The sequence below is a fragment of the Magnetospira thiophila genome (assembly GCF_054657015.1).
In genome coordinates this window covers 13,674-28,532 of record NZ_BAAHXF010000001.1, presented here as the reverse complement: position 1 = coordinate 28,532, position 14,859 = coordinate 13,674, and the positions used below count along the sequence as shown (strand labels likewise).

General features: G+C 62.7%; 12 protein-coding genes and 1 pseudogene. 2 read left to right on the top strand and 11 right to left on the bottom strand.

Annotated elements, in window-relative coordinates:
* Positions 1-2: 2 nt before the first annotated feature.
* The 5 genes from ACYQ1P_RS00155 to ACYQ1P_RS00135 are packed head-to-tail and all read right to left on the bottom strand — an operon-like array spanning position 3 to position 6,196.
* Positions 3-1,931: an SUMF1/EgtB/PvdO family nonheme iron enzyme gene (locus ACYQ1P_RS00155; protein ID WP_460018356.1), complete on the bottom strand. Its 1,929-nt coding sequence runs from the start codon at positions 1,929-1,931 to the stop codon at positions 3-5.
* Positions 1,931-2,821: an OmpA family protein gene (locus tag ACYQ1P_RS00150; protein ID WP_460018355.1), complete on the bottom strand. Its 891-nt coding sequence runs from the start codon at positions 2,819-2,821 to the stop codon at positions 1,931-1,933. Before ACYQ1P_RS00150 ends, ACYQ1P_RS00155 begins: the two co-directional genes overlap by 1 nt.
* A 20-nt stretch (positions 2,822-2,841) precedes the next feature.
* Complete coding sequence (locus ACYQ1P_RS00145; protein ID WP_460018354.1) at positions 2,842-4,101, bottom strand: hypothetical protein; 1,260 nt, start codon at positions 4,099-4,101, stop codon at positions 2,842-2,844.
* Entirely contained in the window at positions 4,098-4,628 is a 531-nt protein-coding gene (locus ACYQ1P_RS00140; protein ID WP_460018353.1) for a hypothetical protein, read from the bottom strand. Before ACYQ1P_RS00140 ends, ACYQ1P_RS00145 begins: the two co-directional genes overlap by 4 nt.
* Entirely contained in the window at positions 4,628-6,196 is a 1,569-nt protein-coding gene (locus tag ACYQ1P_RS00135) for a hypothetical protein (RefSeq protein WP_460018352.1), read from the bottom strand. The genes ACYQ1P_RS00140 and ACYQ1P_RS00135 overlap by 1 nt, the downstream gene beginning before the upstream one ends.
* Between ACYQ1P_RS00135 and ACYQ1P_RS00130 the strand changes: the two genes are divergently transcribed.
* A complete protein-coding gene (locus tag ACYQ1P_RS00130) occupies positions 6,195-6,359 on the top strand; it encodes a PIN domain-containing protein (protein ID WP_460018351.1) in 165 nt (54 codons plus the stop codon). The two genes, ACYQ1P_RS00135 and ACYQ1P_RS00130, sit on opposite strands and share 2 nt — an antisense overlap.
* A gap of 149 nt (positions 6,360-6,508) precedes the next feature.
* Here ACYQ1P_RS00130 and ACYQ1P_RS00125 read toward each other — a convergent pair whose 3' ends face one another.
* Complete coding sequence (locus ACYQ1P_RS00125; protein ID WP_460018350.1) at positions 6,509-8,512, bottom strand: SUMF1/EgtB/PvdO family nonheme iron enzyme; 2,004 nt, start codon at positions 8,510-8,512, stop codon at positions 6,509-6,511.
* Between the two features lie 184 nt (positions 8,513-8,696).
* On the opposite strand from ACYQ1P_RS00125, the gene ACYQ1P_RS00120 reads away from it, so the two are divergent.
* Entirely contained in the window at positions 8,697-10,229 is a 1,533-nt protein-coding gene (locus ACYQ1P_RS00120) for a DUF4384 domain-containing protein (RefSeq protein ID WP_460018349.1), read from the top strand.
* Between the two features lie 410 nt (positions 10,230-10,639).
* On the opposite strand, the gene ACYQ1P_RS00115 is transcribed toward ACYQ1P_RS00120, so the two are convergent.
* The 5 genes and pseudogenes from ACYQ1P_RS00115 to ACYQ1P_RS00095 form a co-directional block, all read right to left on the bottom strand.
* Positions 10,640-10,834: a hypothetical protein gene (locus ACYQ1P_RS00115; RefSeq protein ID WP_460018348.1), complete on the bottom strand. Its 195-nt coding sequence runs from the start codon at positions 10,832-10,834 to the stop codon at positions 10,640-10,642.
* 143 nt (positions 10,835-10,977) lie between these two features.
* Positions 10,978-12,021, bottom strand: a complete 1,044-nt coding sequence (locus tag ACYQ1P_RS00110) for a hypothetical protein (RefSeq protein ID WP_460018347.1) — start codon at positions 12,019-12,021, stop codon at positions 10,978-10,980.
* Between the two features lie 625 nt (positions 12,022-12,646).
* Complete coding sequence (locus ACYQ1P_RS00105; protein ID WP_460020109.1) at positions 12,647-13,456, bottom strand: formylglycine-generating enzyme family protein; 810 nt, start codon at positions 13,454-13,456, stop codon at positions 12,647-12,649.
* A gap of 171 nt (positions 13,457-13,627) precedes the next feature.
* A pseudogene (locus ACYQ1P_RS00100) lies at positions 13,628-13,762 on the bottom strand (SH3 domain-containing protein); the annotation flags it as partial.
* A 21-nt stretch (positions 13,763-13,783) separates the two neighbouring features.
* Positions 13,784-14,773: a caspase family protein gene (locus ACYQ1P_RS00095; RefSeq protein WP_460018346.1), complete on the bottom strand. Its 990-nt coding sequence runs from the start codon at positions 14,771-14,773 to the stop codon at positions 13,784-13,786.
* Positions 14,774-14,859: the final 86 nt, after the last annotated feature.

The following is a 14,859-nucleotide window of genomic DNA, read 5'->3' as shown; positions in this document are numbered from 1 at the left end:
GCCTAAAGCGTCCGGGCAAGGCGGAACCCCAGAAGGCTGCCACGGCCGCCTGGCAGGTCCCTGCCGCGATTGGCCGAGCGGAGGTCCCCCGGAAGGTTGAACCAGGACCCGCCGCGATAGACGCGAAGGCAGGAATTATTTCCTCCTCTGGCGCTGCCGTCGGTCGGGGTATTGGCGTAGCTGTCTATGCAATCCTGTACCCTTTCCCCAACGTTGCCGTGCATGTCGTGAACGCCAAAGGGGTTGGCCCGGAAACTTCCCACTGGTGCTGTCTCCTTGTCATCCCAGCGGCTGCCACAGCCGTTGCAGTTGGCATTGCCCGATCCGGCGCTGTTGCCCCAGCTGTACGTCGTCGTCGTCCCAGCGCGCGCCACATACTCCCATTCCGCTTCGCTCAATAGCCGATAGCGCTGCCCCGTGCGGCGGTTCAGCTTCTTGATGAACGCCTGCGCATCGTCCCAGGAGACCTGCTCAACAGGACGGTTGCTTCCCTCGAACTTGCTCGGGTTGCTGCCCATCACCGCCTGCCATTCGGCCTGCGTCACCTCGTACTTCCCGACCGCGAACTGGTAGCCAATGTTCACCCGGTGCACCGGCTTCTCGTCGCCATCGCCATCATTCGAGCCCATCATGAAACTGCCCGACGGGATCACCACCATCTCCGGGCCGCAGAATGCCCCGGAGGGTGAGTAACGTCCTACCGTCGCCACATAGGCGTTCTCGCAGTCCCGGAACGTGTCGCCCGGCGATAGACTGTGCGCGGGGTCAAGCTGCGGTTCACTGCCCGTCAGGAGATTGCTGTAAACGTAGCCAACCACTCCTGTCGGCAAATCAACCCGGTACCAGTCACCGTCCTCCACAAGCCCGGTGACCCGGACCTCCGAGCGTCCCTCCAGGCGACCCACCTTGGCCCCCTCGGTCGTGGGTTCACCACGGACGTTTACCGCGCCATTGCCCGACACCCACATCCGGGTGTTTAGACTGGCGACTACGTATTCGGGCGAGGAAAGGTCCTCGATCCGCTTCTTGGCGAGGTAATCATAAGTGCCGTTCGGGAACTTGCGCAGATACGCCTCGAAGTCTGCCTTGTCGCTGCTGTCCTTGATGGCGGTCCAGAACTCAGTATCCCGATCACTTGTCGAGGCTGGTGGCAGCAAGGCCACCTGTGCCGGTTTCGACTGCCCCGGCTTGAAATAGAAGTCGCCCTTGACCGACGAATTGATCCAGGGGTCCTGGCTGTTGTGGGTCTTCGCCGCCACCTCGGCCGCCGTGCGCTTGAATACCTGCTCCACGGTCAGGCCCGGTTCATCCAGCACCTTCAACAGTTCGCCGGTGAACACCCCATGGCCGCCGCTCGGGCCGTCCAGCGCCACCTGACCCGGGGCCGCAGAATAGAGGATCGCCGTGCCCTTGGCCCCCATGCCCAACGGCGCGGTCTCCACGGTCAGCCCCCGCGACCCGGAGCGGGTCGGCAGGGGGTTATCGCGGCAGGCATCGAGGATGATGATGTTCAGCGCCGTCCCGGCCCGTTTCATGGTGTTGAGAATATTGCGCACCGGGATGCCGCCGCCGTAGTCCAAATCGCTTTCCGTCTCCACCAGGGCATCGGACGGGATCAGATAGTTGCGCCCATTGGCCTGAATGCCATGCCCGGCATAGAACACCAGCCCCACATCCGCCTTGGCCAGCTTGGCTTCGAACTGGTCGAGGGTGCGGCCCATGTCGCGCAGTTTGACATCCAGCCGGAGAATGGTCTCAAAGCCCAAGGTTTTGAGCTTGGCGTCAACGCCCTGGGCATCCTTGCGGGCATTGCGCAAGTCCTTCAGGGTCGCATAGCTGTTGTTGCCGATGATCAGGGCAACACGTTTCTCGGCCTGGGCCGGGAGGGCCAGAAGCCAAAAAACAGCGACCAGACAAATAATCCATCGCATCAGCTTCCTCCCCCGATATTCACCAAGGTCACCCGCCGGTTGCGGCTGCGACCGTCCTCGGTGGCGTTGTCGGCGACCGGTTGGGTTTCTCCCCGGCCTTCGGGGCGCAACCGTTGGGCATCGACGCCCAGGTCGACAAGGCTCTGCTGGACGGCCCGCGCCCGCTGTGCCGAGAGCGAGAGATTATAGCCGGCATCCCCGGTGGCATCCGTATGACCTTCGACCAGAATGCGCGTCCTGCTCAGTTGCGGCGTTTGCAGGGCGCGGGCAATCTCCAGCAACTGGCTCTCCGCCTCGGACGACAGGCGGGCGGAATCCACTTCGAACAATATGGGGATGTCGATATGTGGCTCTTCGTGGTGGGTCACGGTCAGGCCGCGGGTCAGGACCGGCTTCTGGGTCAGACCCCGGGTCACCACGTCGGCGTTCACCACCTGGGTTGCCGCGCCACCGAGGGCGCGCAGCTTCTCCCGATAGGCCGCCTCGTGGGGCGCCAGGCCGAAGGGATCTCCCGCCGCGATCTCTTGGGCAAGCAATTCCAGGAACCGGCTGTAGGCCTGCCGCGCGCCCGACTTGTCGCCGCGCACCGCCTGGATGTCGCCGAGACCGGCATAGGGCACTGCCCCGCCGCCACCGGCGATGGCCCGCCGATAGAGGGCCTCGGCGGTCGCCAAGTCTCCCTGTTGCTCCTTGAGGACGGCCAGATTGTTGAGGGATGTGGCATGGGTGGGGCAAAGGCCGATGGCCTTTTCCAGCAGCGCCTCTGGTTGACTGGCTGTCCGAGAGGTTTCAAACAGCCGGTCCGCTTCTTGGCAATCCTCAGCGGCGGCGGTCCCCGAAATCAGCAGGGACGCGCCAATAATAACACCCCAAATTTTTTGTTGACGCATCAGTCCTCCCCCCCCCAGGGTCAATTAAACTTATAGCGTTTAGGTGATGGTACATCTTCGCGAACGATGGTCAACTCCTGATGGACAACTTGCCCTCCGGACAGCGCCAGGATGTCGAGAGCCCTCGCTTCCAGTGCAGTCCCTTCCCGAACCCATGCAGAGGCCTCGTCGGCCAGAATATCGGAGACTCGTATGGCGGTGAGGCTGATCGTCGATGTCTCTTTGCCTGATTGTAGGGGCAAGGTCATGGCCGTGGCGCCGTTATACATAGTGTGCCCCACCTGTCCCGCGAGGATCTCCTTGCTGTTTTCCATATCCTCCAGGCTGACATGCAGGCCGCAGATTTTTAGACTTCCGATATCGAGTTGCCCGTCCACCGGCTCGATGGGCGCACGCTTCAGAGCGGCGAGGCCCGCCTCATCGGGACAGCCGCCGAAGCGGGACGGCTTGAGCAGCGCATAATGCAACACCGGCGTCGGCAAAGATGGAGCCGGTTGCACTGCCCATGAGAAAAGCGCCAGGGTGACGCGATCCAATATGCCTCCCGTGGCCCGCCTCTGGGCGAGGGCCTCGGCGAGATCAATATACTGGCCGTCCCGCTGCATGGCGCGCCAATCGAGCGCCTGCGCAAGTCCGGCCACAAGGGGAACGGCCAAGGCCAGAACCAGCAGGAGAGAAAAAACCATCGCCCACCCGAAACGTCGTCGAGGGAGAGGTTGCCTCATGCCCACATGGGACTCAACATCGTCGAACCGGGCGACGGCCACCACCTCCAGGCCCGCGATGTCTTGCCCCAGGGCGGCCCGAACCGCCGCCTCGTTGTCCGTGGGCACGATCAGGTGCACCGGCTTGCCGTCCGCCCGCGCCTGTTGGAACAGGGCGGCGGACGCCGCGATCTTGGCCGCGATCCCCGCCACCGGATGCAGATTGAGGTCCGTATCCACCTCGCCGGTTACCCAGACCAGGGCGTCGGGATCCGTTTCCCGCCCGCAGAGCCGTCCGCGATGATGCAGCACATGGGCCAGCAGCAACCCCAGTTGCCAGCTCGTACCATCGGTGATTGGGCGGGCCACGTCGGCCCGGAACACCGGGTGCCCAACCATCCGCTCAACCACCCCGGTCGGCTTGCGCACGAAGGCGTCGTAGGCGGCGCTGATGGGCAGCGGCTGCGCCCGGCCGTTCAGACAGATCACCGATTGCAGGTCCGGGTCCTCGGGGGTCAGCCGCTGGACCTCCGACGGGCCGTCCGTGGTGGCGATGTAAACCCGCAGGGTAGTCATGCCAGATAGACCTCCGAGGCCGGGTCTTGCAACGCGGCGAGGATCGGATCTTCCGGCTCGAACATCACCTGTACCCGTCCGCGCGCCGCCTCGGGAAGCAGCGCCTTCATCGGCGGGCCGTCTTGCGGCTGCACGAACAGCACTCGGGGAACTTTTTGCGCCTCGACCAGAGTAATCAGCCCATAGACCTGCCCATCGCCGCTGCGCGAGGGACGCAGGTCGAGGGTGAAGCCGTCGCCCCGGCGCTGGGTCACGCCACCGCTGCTCGCCGCCGCCACCCGGTCGGCCCGGTAGACGGCCATGTCGGCAACCAGCGCCCTGAGGTCGGCCTGCAACCGGGCATCCACCGCCAGGGCGCGGGCCAGTCCGGGGGCCATCACCGGATCGCCGCCGGCGACATAGGCATACAGATCGGCGAAACAGGCCGCCGGTTCGACGCCCTCGGCGCGGGCCAGATCGGCCCCGATCAGGCGGGCGGTTTCCCGCGCGGTCAGAATGTGCAAGAGGTCGGGGGTCCGGTCGCTCATCATGAGGCCTCCCCATACAGGCGGTGGAAGCGGTCGGTGAAACGGGGCAGGTCTTCGGCGAACCGTGTCGCCCAGGGATGCTCCGCATCCAACCGCGCCAGGGCCGCTTCGAAAGCCGTCAGTTGTTCAGTCACGGTCTGCAAGGGCGCGATGGCCTGTCCGTGGCCCTCAATGGTGGCCGCATCCTCAAGATCCGTCGGGCGGAAACCCTGCCGGTTGATCTTCTTCAGTCCCGCCGCCGCCCGCTTGAGGAAGCCGCAGTCTTCCAAGGCCCGCATCAGGTCCGGCTGTTGGGAAATGATCTGTTGCATGTCCTGCCGCTCGTCATGGGTTAGCAAATGGCTGGCCAGGGTGAAGGTCGCCTCATGTCCGGCCTGGGCCAGGACGGCGGCACTCGCCAGCCTCACTGTCAGCAAATGCGAGGCCAGGGCGGTAAATTCGTCGGTTTCCGCCGGATAGTCGGTTTCCGCCGCCGTTTCGATCAGCTCTTTCATTTGCGCGGCCGTGAGTTTGCGGCGCAGACCCTGGCTGATCCGCAACTGAGCCGGACGGAACACCGCCAGCCGCAGCAGCGACAGGGCCAGCGCCCCGGCTTCCTCCCCGGCTTCGACCAGATCGGCCAGCCGGGCGGTTTCGCGCTTGTTGAGGGCCTTCACCGTATCCGCCGGCGGCTCGGCCAGTTGATCGAGCGGCGAGGTCCGTTCCTGCAGGGTTTCACAGGCCGCCAGCAGGGCCGCGTTGTCGGGCTCCACCTCGCCTGCCTCGCGGTCGCCGCCGATGGAAGCTTGGTGCTCGAAGACCCGCAGGTCGTGCCCCTGGGCCAGGAGCCGCCGCAGATCCAGGGCGGCATGGTAGGCGGCCTCGAAGGAGCGCCCCAGGTCGCCGTCCAGGTCGATCAGGCCATCCCACAGATCGAGAATGGCCGCATCGTCGACGGCGTCCCTCCCGAACCCCGGCCCGGCCCGTTCGGTCATGAACACCAGCACCGCCTGAGTGCGCCGTTGCGCCTGGACGGTCGGCAGATGGGCCGCCAGTGCGTCATAGGTCCGCTTGGCCATGTCGTTGGCCACCCTGGAGACCTCGGCGGACCGCAGGCCGCTCGACCGCAGGGGCGTCAATACATCGCGCAGGGTGGCATAACCGAGCAGCGATTGCAGGAAATGCATCAGACAGACCAGTCGGGGCAATGTGCCTACCGAGAGATCATAGGAACGGTCGGCCAGGGCAATGGTGAGGGTGCCCTCGGTCAATCGTCCGGCGGCGCGCGGCAGGTCGGCCAGCAAGGCCCGGCACCCGGCACTCCGGGCGGTGGACTCTCGCCAGAAGAAGCCCAGATAGCCGTCCCGACCGCCGAGGGCTTCCGCCACCGGCAGCAAATGGCAAAGCTGATGCAGCGCCGGGGCATAGGCCCGACAGGCGATCAGTTGTTCGACCCAGCGCCGCGCCTTGGGCAGGTGCCAGGGGTCGCCCTTTACCGTCCGCATGTCGGCCAGGGCGAGGAACAAGGCGCGCAGTTCGGCGCTCTTGCCCGCTTCCATGACCAACGATTGCGCGGTGACCTGTTCCATGGCGGGAAAGGATAGACAAACCGGTTCAGGCTGTCATCCGGGGATGTGCGGGGCCGACCTGATGATCGCCGCCACGGCGCTGGAACACGGTCTCGCCGTGGTCACCCGCAACGTCCGCCATTTCGAACCCACCGGGGTGCCGGTGGTGAATCCGTTTGGATGAGCGCGTTGCCGCCGATCAGGGCTCCAATGGCGTTCGCCCGTCGGGGGCTGCGGTCAATGGTCATGCCATCCCCAACAAAATTTGGCCGCCTTCGGCGGCCAAAGGGTAAAAGGGTTAAAACATATAAGGTAAGCTTTAGGCACGCATGCCTAAAGCGTCCGGGCAAGGCGGAACCCCAGACTGAGGCTACGGTAGTCAGGTTGGAGCCCGTAGCGATTGGCCGAGCGGAGGTCCCTCGGAATGCTGATCCAGGACCCGCCGCGATAGACGCGATCGCAGGAATTATTTCCTCCTCTGGCGCTGCCGTCGGTCGGGGTATTGGCGTAGCTGTCCTGGTAACAATCCTGCACCCATTCCAACACATTGCCATGCATGTCGTGTACGCCAAAGGGGTTGGCCCGGAAACTTCCCACCGGTGCTGTCTCCTTGTTATCCCAGCGGCTGCCACAGCCGTCGCAGTTGGCATTGCCCGATCCGGCGCTGTTGCCCCAACTGTACGTCGTCGTCGTCCCGGCGCGGGCCACATATTCCCATTCAGACTCGCTCAATAGCCGATAGCGCTGCCCCGTCTTGCGGTTCAGCTTCTCGATGAACGTCTGAGCATCGTTCCAGGAGACCTGCTCAACAGGACGATTGCTGCCCTTGAACTTGCTCGGGTTGCTGCCCATCACCGCCTGCCATTCGGCCTGCGTCACCTCGTATTTGCCCACCGCGAACTGATAACCGATGTTCACCCGGTGCACCGGCTTTTCGTTATCGTAGCCATCATTCGAGCCCATCTGGAATGATCCGGACGGGATCACCACCATCTCCGGGCCGCAGAATGCCCCGGAGGGTGCGTAACGTCCTGCCGTCGCCACATAGGCGTTCTCGCAGTCCCGAAAGATATCTCCGGGGGACAGATTCCCCGTGCGGACCGGTGCGGCAGGGCGTATGGGGGCAATGGGGAGCGGCTCCCGCTCATCCAACAGGCTCCCATAGACATACCCGGCTTCCCCATTGGTCAAGGCCACCCGGTACCAGGTCGCCCCGGAAACCTCCGTCCTGCCCGTCACCCCCACCGGACGACCGGCATCCAGCAAACCCAGCTTGTCCGATGTCGCACTTGGCTCAGACCGAACGTTCGCCGTCTTCACAACAAACAACGTCTCGTCCATCGCCTGAACCCGATAACTCGGGCGCGGCGCTGGCTGCGGCTCCGGCGGCAGGGAGGCTACCTGTTGCGGCTCAAGCGCCTGCAGCCGAAGCCGGGCGTGGGTAGAAAACTGGCCCGACGGATAGTCCTTCAGGTAGGCCTCATAACCGCTACGTGCCTGCAACTCTTCCGCCAGGCGCCATAGCTCGGATTCTGCATTGTTGCCGCTCTTCGTCGCCGCGCTTTTGTTGGCCGCGCCGGGCGCAAAGTAAAAATCTCCGGTCAGGGAGGCGTTGATCCAGGGGGTCTGTTGGCCCAGGGTGGCCCGGTTGACCTGTCGGGCGGTCTCTTTGAACACCTGCTCCACGGTCAGGCCGGGTTGATCCAACGACTTCAGCAGCGCTCCGGTAAACACGCCGTTGCCGCCACGCGCGCCGTCCTGGGCCGCCTCGCCCGGACCGGCGGAAAACAGCATGGCGATGCCCTGCACCGCCGGGACCGCCGTCACCGACAATCCGCGGGCCGCGCTGCGCTTGCGCTTGGGCAGCGGATTGTCGCGGCAGGCATCGAGAATGACAATATTGACCGGTGCCCCGGCGCGCTGCATCCGGGTCAGAAAATCCGCCGCGTCGATGGCTTCGTAGGGCAGGTCGGTCTCGTCCTCGACCCTGGCGTCAGACGGAATCAACCAGTTGTGGCCGTCCGCCTGCACCCCATGCCCGGCATAAAACACCAAGCCAGCATCGCCGCCCGCCAGCTTGTTTTCGAAATCGGCCATGGCCCGGCCCATCTGCCGTTCCCCGGCGTCGAGATGCAATATCACCTGGAACCCCAGGGCTTTCAGCTTGGCCGCCACGTCACGGGCATCGCGGCGGGCGTTGTTGAGATTGGGCAGGGTCGCGTAACTGTCATTGCCGACCACCAAGGCTACGCGCTTGGCGGCTTCGGCGTTTGCGGCGATCACAGAGAACGCCGCGCCGATCAAAAACAGCATTACGATCCGACGAGCCAGATTCATGACCTTACCCCTTAGCCTTTGTTTTATCCATTTTCCCCAATGCAAGGCTCAGGGCTCAATTCAACAATAAAGGGGATAAAGACGCAACCTTGCCGCATTGCGATTCAGCAATGACTATGGTTCCCTGGTGAAAAGGGCTCCCGGCCTGTCATTGAGGTCAGGGATCAAGCAAAAGGAGGTGCGGGTGGAAATTCTGAAACGTGGGCAGATGCTGATCTGTGGGGTCATGATTGCCGTCTTTGCGGTCCTTCCCGGGTCCGCCGGGGCCGATGAAACGCCGTTCGAGGATTTTGCCGACGAACTCATCGCCACCATCCAGCGCAACGCGGTGGCGCAACCCTCTCTGCCCGCCAACCCGATGCTGCAGGGGATGTTGTTCCAGGCCGGGTTCGGGCAGCTTTCCGTTGCCGTCTGGCCGTTCCAGGGCGAAGACCTGCCGGTGCCGAAGACCACCGCCGACCGCTGGAATGAAAAACTGGTCGCCGCCATGGTGCGCAAGAAACCCGCTCACATGCGCATGATCACCCGCCAGCACCTTAAAAAGCTGCTGCTCGAAACCCAATCCATCACAGCCTTCGAAGATGTGGTCAACCCCACCGAGACCCTGGCCCGCAACGCCGCCGTCAACTTCCTGATCATTGGCGAGGTCCGGGCCGCCACCGGCGGGGTCGAACTGGCCTATAAGGGGGTCAACGTCGCCACCGGTGAACTGGTGGCCTCGACCCGCCACCGGCTGTTTCCGCTCGACCTGGGCGAGGCGGAGGGACGGGAGAAGACCCTGCCGCTGACCGCCGCCATCACCCAGGCGGCCAAGGCCATCGCCGGACGTGGTCTGGACATCGAGACCCTGGAAATCTATGGCCTGCGCGAGGAACCCAGCAAGCGGGTGGCCCCGTTCAGCGACTATTTCAGCGACCGTCTGGCGGCCGAAATTGAAAAGCAGATCAGCGCCACCCTGGTGGACTTCCGGCTCAAGGTGAAGGATGCCACCTTCACCGAGTCCAGCGTCCGCACCCGGGGTATTCCGATTACCGCCGGACCGAAGGCGGTCAGCGGCAGTGCGTCGGAACCGGATCCCAAATCCGCCGCGACGACATTCAAGCTGGGCGGATCCTATTGGGTGTTTCCCGACCGCATCGACGTGAATCTGGCGGTTCAGAATGGTCTTGGCGAACGGGCCAACTGGACCGGACGCATCGGACGGGCCAGCATCCCTGCCGAACTGTTGGCCGATCCCGAGGCCCAGGCCACCGTTGCCAGCGTGCCGCAGGACGACGTGGGCCCCATCGGCCTGGAACTCAGCACCAACAAGGGACGCAACCCCCGTTTCCGGCTCGGCGAGACCATGGTGTTGATGGTCGAGGTGCAACGGGATGCTCATCTCAACTGCTATTACAAACAGGCCGACGGCACCGCCTTCCGCTTTTTCCCCAACCGCCATTTGACCACCGGCAACCGGGTCAAGGCGGGAGAGATCAACAAGCTCCCCGGTTCCGGGATGCCGTTCTCCTTCACCATGACGCCCCCAGAGGGCACGGAGACGGTCCATTGCTTCGCCACCGATCAGGCGGTCAGCGCCAAACTTCCCCCCGCGCTGGGGGCCACCGACCTGGAGCCGATCCCACAGGAGGATTTCCGCAAGCTATCCGCCGCTTTCCGTTCGATCCCCGGTGTTCGCATTTCGGAGGCTTCGATGACGGTGACGGTGCGGAACTGAGGGTTTAATCGGTAATCGACTGCCAGCCGTCAGACGAAGGGGCGGCTGGAGTGGGTTGCCGCACTGGTTTCGGAAGCGGTTTTTGTGGCGGTGCGGGAGCCGCCTTCACGACGGGTTTTGGCGCAACCGGCTGAACCTTCGGTCGTGAGGGCTGCACATCAATTGTTCGGTCGAACACTCGATTGAGTCGGTCCCCGACTGAAGTCACTCCCGCTGCATTCACTTGCAAACGATGAAGCCCTGGCTTTTTTAGATGTGGAACCTGGAATGACCCGTTGGAAGCTATATTCACAGGCAGTTTGAGCGCCACATCGCCGCCCGGTGCCCAGACGAGGAGGTCAGCCTCTTGCCATTGAATATCGTTCGATGTGGTGAGTCGGAGATCGAAAGGTTCACCAGCAAAGATCGTGTCAGAAAGCATCTTCCAGTCTGTCTTTTTGCCTCTGACCATGGCGGATACCCGACATCAGATCAAGCTGATTGTCGGAATGCCCCACCAAATCCAGATATCCGATACGGGCAAGCCTCTCCGGGGTGGCCCCTTTGATCGTCACCTGAACCACATTGTCGCCAACGAAAGCCGTACGGGTCGGAGGGGAGGCCATGGCAGGGCCGCTCACCACTGCGAAAGCGGCAAGTCCAAACAACAGGTTTAGGGGATTGAATACCGTTTTCACCGTGCAGACCTCCAAATATGTTATGAAAAAAGGGCGGCCCCTAAGACCGCCCTTTTGCCCATTTATGTTGGTCAGTTGAACCGGGCGCCGGTCGGGACCCGCTGCATGGGGGGGGTGCGGGTGATGATCTTGTCGAGGATCAATTCATTACCCTGCTGGATGACCGCCACTTCGCGGTTCGGGGTCAGGCCCATGTCCATGAGGATCATGTCGACCCACTGCTTCAGCTTGCCGCGGTTGGCCGTGGAGGTGTAGCTGTACTTGGAAATGGCGGGCTTGCTGTCCATCAGGTCGCTGCGCACGAAGCAGGGGAAGCGGTCGGCTTCGGCGATGTCCCCGGCATTGTTGGTCATGGTGTTCATGACCTGATAGATCTCGTCCTGCTCAAAGCGCTTGAAGGTCATGGTGAAGGCCGAGACCATGTTTTGGCAGCGCGGATCGTTGGAGGCTGCAACAGGCGCGGAGGAGCCGACCGGAGTGCTATTGCCCTGGCCCACAGCGGGCGATAGGTAGGCCAGCTTGGAGCCCAACACGTCGCCGATGCTGGCGGCGATTTCAGCGGCCTTGTCGCCGACAATTTCAGTAATGCAGGCTGCACTGCAATCGGCGGGGGCGGGATAGGACTCGCGCGGCAGTTCGAAACTGCCAATGAAAGTGTTGTTGTCCAGATCGTAGAGTTCGCCGTCGATGCGGGTTTCCAGTTTGGTGGCGTAACCCACATCCTTCTTATAGGCATGGATGCGGTACAGGGCCAGGGCGCGGGATTGCAGGTTGGCCTTGGCCGCCTTGTTGGCCAGCTTGGCGCTGTCGACCAGTTCAGTCTTCGGGCGACGGTCACGCACCGCCCAGCCCAGATCGACGGCCAGCATTTCCTCATCGACCATGCGGAAGCCGTGGCGGAACATGCTGTCTTTCAGCGCCGCCGACACCCGTTTGTTGATGTCGCTGGAGCGCGTCACCGACCGAGTGTCGGAGTCTTCGGGCATGACGATGACCGGGATGTTGTCCTGGGTCTGGGCGTGGGCCGGAAAGCCGGTGGTGCTGCAAGCAGCGGCGGCCAGGGCCAGGGCAGCGAAGCTCGACGAGCGGGCGAATTTGGTCAAATGGCTCAACATGGATGGGTCCCTCCGTTAAATGGCGTTCAACTGTTCCCGCCAATGAGAGGCCGGGCAAAGTTTTTTAATATCGCCGATGGATATTCCAAGGTCCGCGATGGACAGGCAAGTTTTTTTCAGTTTTTGCTCGGAAAAATAGCTCCGGGACAGACACAAAACCCGATTTTGAAGGCGAAGGAGGAGGGCGACACCCGTCCCTCGCGACGGAGGCAAGACGGATGTCGGCCGTGCGGCTCAATGCCGACTTATCACAATGACGCCCCCTGGACTCACCCGGTGCACACCCGATACATCCTTGAATGCATCGGCTCCGGCAAAGGGGTGTGCTGGCCAGCCGAAACCCCAAATTGTTGTTTCGGTTTGATGTGGTGTTCCTGTTGCGTTGTGCCGCGCGGTCGTTCCTGGGGTTGTTGTTCCAGGAGCCGCCACGATTGACGCGCTTGGATCACCGGGAGCGCCAGTCTTCCGCTTGGGGGCCAAAGGCCCATCACGGAAGCCCGTTGGGCCAAATGGCCGATTAAGAGTCTCCACCTCGCAGTCCGTTCCGATTCGCTGGGGGCTTCGCCCCTAGACCCCCAAGGGGTAAAGGGGTTAAGATCCAAGTTGTAACTTTTAGGTGTCCCACCTAAAAGGTCCTGGCCAGCCGAAACCCCAAATTGAGGCTCCGGCCTGATGTGGTGCCCCTGCCGCGTTGAGCCGCGCGGTCGGACCCGGGGATGTAGCTCCAGGAGCCGCCACGATTAACGCGCAGGGAACAATCACCAGTTGTATCTGCCTTGCCATTTGTCGGTACACCGCGATAGGTTTCGTTCCAGCAATCCTCCGTCCATTCCATGACATTGCCGATCATATCATGCAAGCCAAAGGCGTTGGCTTGGTACTTGCCCACCCGGGCCGTATAGGTCTCTCCGTCCCGGCACATGAAGAAGTTCTTTTTGTCCTGAGGAAAGGCGAGTTCCTTGGCATGAACAATGTCTGACATGTTCCCATAGCGGCAACCCTGCTCATTCTCCCAGTCGTCACCCCAGTAGCGCATGGTCTGCGTTCCGGCTCGCGCCGCATATTCCCATTCGGATTCACTTAACAGGCGATATTTCTGTCCTGTTTTGCGGGAAAGCCATTGGGCAAAGGCCTTGGCGTCGTCCCAATTCACACAGACCACGGGCTCATTGTCCGACTGGCTGAATCCGGGACTGCGCCAGTTCTTCGAGGCCTCCTGTTTCCAGCCATCGTCGTAATAATAGCAGTTGCCGCCCACATCGCGTCCGGTCTCGCGCACGAAACGGGCAAACTCACCCTTGGTCACTTCGTATTTACCCACGGCAAACTGATAGCCAATATCTACCCGGTGGCGCGGTGTCTCCCAGTCCAGAAACTCCTGGTCCCCACCCATGTCATCGGTGAACCAGCGCCGCTCCCGGTCCGTGCTCCCCATCATGAAACTGCCCGACGGGATGACCACCATCTCCGGGCCGCAGAATGCCCCGGAGGGTGCGTAACGTCCTGACGTCGCCACATAGGCGTTCTCGCAGTCCCGGAAGGTGTCGCCCGGCGATAGACTGTGCGCGGGGTCAAGCTGCGGTTCACTGCCCGTCAGGAGATTGCTGTAAACGTAGCCAACCCCTCCTGTCGGCAAATCAACCCGGTACCAGTCACCGTCCTCCACAAGCCCGGTGACCCGAACCTCCGAGCGTCCCTCCAGGCGTCCCACATTGGCCCCCTCGGTCGTCGGTTCAACGCGTACGTTTACCGCGCCATTGCCCTACACCCACATCCGGGTGTTTAGACTGGCGACAACGTATTCGGGCGAGGAAAGGTCCCTGATCCGCTTGTGGGCCAGATGGGCCAACGGGCTGTTTGGGTAGCCCTTCAGAAAAGCTTCAAAATCGGACTTGTCCCCACTGTCCTTGATCCCTTCCCAGAACAGGGCCGCCGCGTTTACAGAGGGTGTGGACGCCGGAGGCAACGAAGCAACCTGCGCCGGTTTCGACTGCCCCGGCTTGAAATAGAAGTCGCCCTTGACCGACGAATTGATCCAGGGGTCCTGGCTGTTGTGGGTCTTCGCCGCCACCTCGGCCGCCGTGCGCTTGAACACCTGCTCCACGGTCAGGCCCGGTTCATCCAGCACCTTTAACAGTTCGCCGGTGAACACCCCATGGCCGCCGCCCGGACCGTCCAGCGCCACCTGACCCGGGGCAGCCGAATAGAGGATCGCCGTGCCCTTGGCCCCCATGCCCAACGGCGCGGTCTCCACGGTCAGCCCCCGCGATCCGGAGCGGGTCGGCAGGGGGTTGTCGCGGCAGGCATCGAGGATGATGATGTTCAGCGCCGTCCCGGCCCGTTTCATGGTTTCGAGAATATTGCGCACCGGGATGCCGCCGCCGTAGTCCAAATCGCTTTCCGTCTCCACCCGGGCATCGGACGGGATCAGATAGTTGCGCCCATTGGCCTGAATGCCATGCCCGGCATAGAACACCAGCCCCACATCCGCCTTGGCCAGCTTGGCTTCGAACTGGTCGAGGGTGCGGCCCATGTCGCGCAGTTTGACATCCAGCCGGAGAATGGTCTCAAAGCCCAAGGTTTTGAGCTTGGCGTCAACGCTTTGGGCGTCCTTGCGGGCATTGCGCAGGTCCTTCAGGGTGGCATAGCTGTTGTTGCCGATGATCAGCGCCACCCGCTTCTCGGCCTGGGCCGGGAGGGCCCAACCCAGAAACACCAGAATGACCAGACCAATCGAAAGGCTCCGTCGCATGTCAAAATCCCATTATTAATTCCGCTGGGAGCTGCGTCCCCAGACCCCCAAAAGGTAAAAGGGTTAAAACATAAAAGGTAAGCTTT

Bases quoted from the DNA above. Each gene is read 5' to 3' on its own strand.
- ACYQ1P_RS00150 (WP_460018355.1), bottom strand. From the start codon at position 2,821: ATGCGTCAACAAAAAATTTGGGGTGTTATTATTGGCGCGTCCCTGCTG.
- ACYQ1P_RS00130 (WP_460018351.1), top strand. From the start codon at position 6,195: ATGGCGGGAAAGGATAGACAAACCGGTTCAGGCTGTCATCCGGGGATG.
- ACYQ1P_RS00135 (WP_460018352.1), bottom strand. From the start codon at position 6,196: ATGGAACAGGTCACCGCGCAATCGTTGGTCATGGAAGCGGGCAAGAGC.
- ACYQ1P_RS00155 (WP_460018356.1), bottom strand. From the start codon at position 1,931: ATGCGATGGATTATTTGTCTGGTCGCTGTTTTTTGGCTTCTGGCCCTC.
- ACYQ1P_RS00105 (WP_460020109.1), bottom strand. From the start codon at position 13,456: ATGGGGAGCACGGACCGGGAGCGGCGCTGGTTCACCGATGACATGGGT.
- ACYQ1P_RS00110 (WP_460018347.1), bottom strand. From the start codon at position 12,021: ATGTTGAGCCATTTGACCAAATTCGCCCGCTCGTCGAGCTTCGCTGCC.
- ACYQ1P_RS00115 (WP_460018348.1), bottom strand. From the start codon at position 10,834: ATGGCCTCCCCTCCGACCCGTACGGCTTTCGTTGGCGACAATGTGGTT.
- ACYQ1P_RS00145 (WP_460018354.1), bottom strand. From the start codon at position 4,101: ATGACTACCCTGCGGGTTTACATCGCCACCACGGACGGCCCGTCGGAG.
- ACYQ1P_RS00095 (WP_460018346.1), bottom strand. From the start codon at position 14,773: ATGCGACGGAGCCTTTCGATTGGTCTGGTCATTCTGGTGTTTCTGGGT.
- ACYQ1P_RS00140 (WP_460018353.1), bottom strand. From the start codon at position 4,628: ATGAGCGACCGGACCCCCGACCTCTTGCACATTCTGACCGCGCGGGAA.
- ACYQ1P_RS00125 (WP_460018350.1), bottom strand. From the start codon at position 8,512: ATGAATCTGGCTCGTCGGATCGTAATGCTGTTTTTGATCGGCGCGGCG.